The organism is Streptomyces sp. NPDC046805 (assembly GCF_040645355.1).
Taxonomy (GTDB): Bacteria; Actinomycetota; Actinomycetes; order Streptomycetales; family Streptomycetaceae; genus Streptomyces.
This window is the reverse complement of sequence record NZ_JBEYYC010000096.1, coordinates 1-1,074: the sequence shown is the minus strand read 5'-3', so window position 1 is coordinate 1,074 and position 1,074 is coordinate 1. Positions and strand designations below refer to the sequence as shown.

Genomic DNA, 1,074 nt, shown 5'->3' with positions numbered 1-1,074 from the left:
CAACCTTTGAGCGCCTCCGTTACACTTTAGGAGGCGACCGCCCCAGTCAAACTGTCCGTCAGACACTGTCTCCCTGGCCGATTATGCCAGCGGGTTAGAGTAACCATAAGTCAAGGGTAGTATCCCAACAACGCCTCAATAGAAACTAGCGTCCCTATTTCAATGGCTCCTACCTATCCTGTACATGACTTACAGGTACTCAATATCAAACTACAGTAAAGCTCCATGGGGTCTTTCCGTCCTGTCGCGGGTAACCTGCATCTTCACAGGTACTAAAATTTCACCGAGTCTCTCGTTGAGACAGTGCCCAAATCATTACGCCTTTCGTGCGGGTCGGAACTTACCCGACAAGGAATTTCGCTACCTTAGGACCGTTATAGTTACGGCCGCCGTTTACTGGGGCTTCAATTCATACCTTCGACTTACGTCTAAGCACTCCTCTTAACCTTCCAGCACCGGACAGGCGTCACCCCCTATACATCACCTTGCGGTTTAGCAGAGAGCTGTGTTTTTGATAAACAGTTGCTTGGGCCTATTCACTGCGGCTGGCTTTTACACCAGCACCCCTTCTCCCGAAGTTACGGGGCTATTTTGCCGAGTTCCTTAACGAGAGTTCTCTCGATCACCTGAGGCTACTCGCCTCGACTACCTGTGTCGGTTTGCGGTACGGGTAGATATGACTTTACGCTAGAAGCTTTTCTTGGCAGTGTGACATCAGAGAGTTCGCAACCGTAGTTGCTTCCCCATCACAGCTCAATGTTAAAGAGAAATGCATTTGACACATCTCACACCTCACTGCTTAGACCAGAATCCATTAACTGGCATCTCTTAGCCTACTGCGTCCCTCCATCACGATCATATCTAGTACTGGAATATCAACCAGTTGTCCATCGACTACGCCTTTCGGCCTCGCCTTAGGTCCCGACTAACCCAGGGCGGACGAGCCTTCCCCTGGAAACCTTAGTCTTACGGTGGATAAGATTCTCACTTATCTTGCGCTACTCATACCGGCATTCTCACTTCTTAACGCTCCAGCACTCCTCACGGTATACCTTCATCGCGGTTAAGAACGCT

Annotated in this window: 1 rRNA gene; it reads right to left on the bottom strand. The window is 49.9% G+C overall.

The window, feature by feature from the left end:
* Positions 1-1,074: ribosomal RNA gene (locus tag ABZ910_RS36335) — 23S ribosomal RNA — on the bottom strand; the annotation flags it as partial.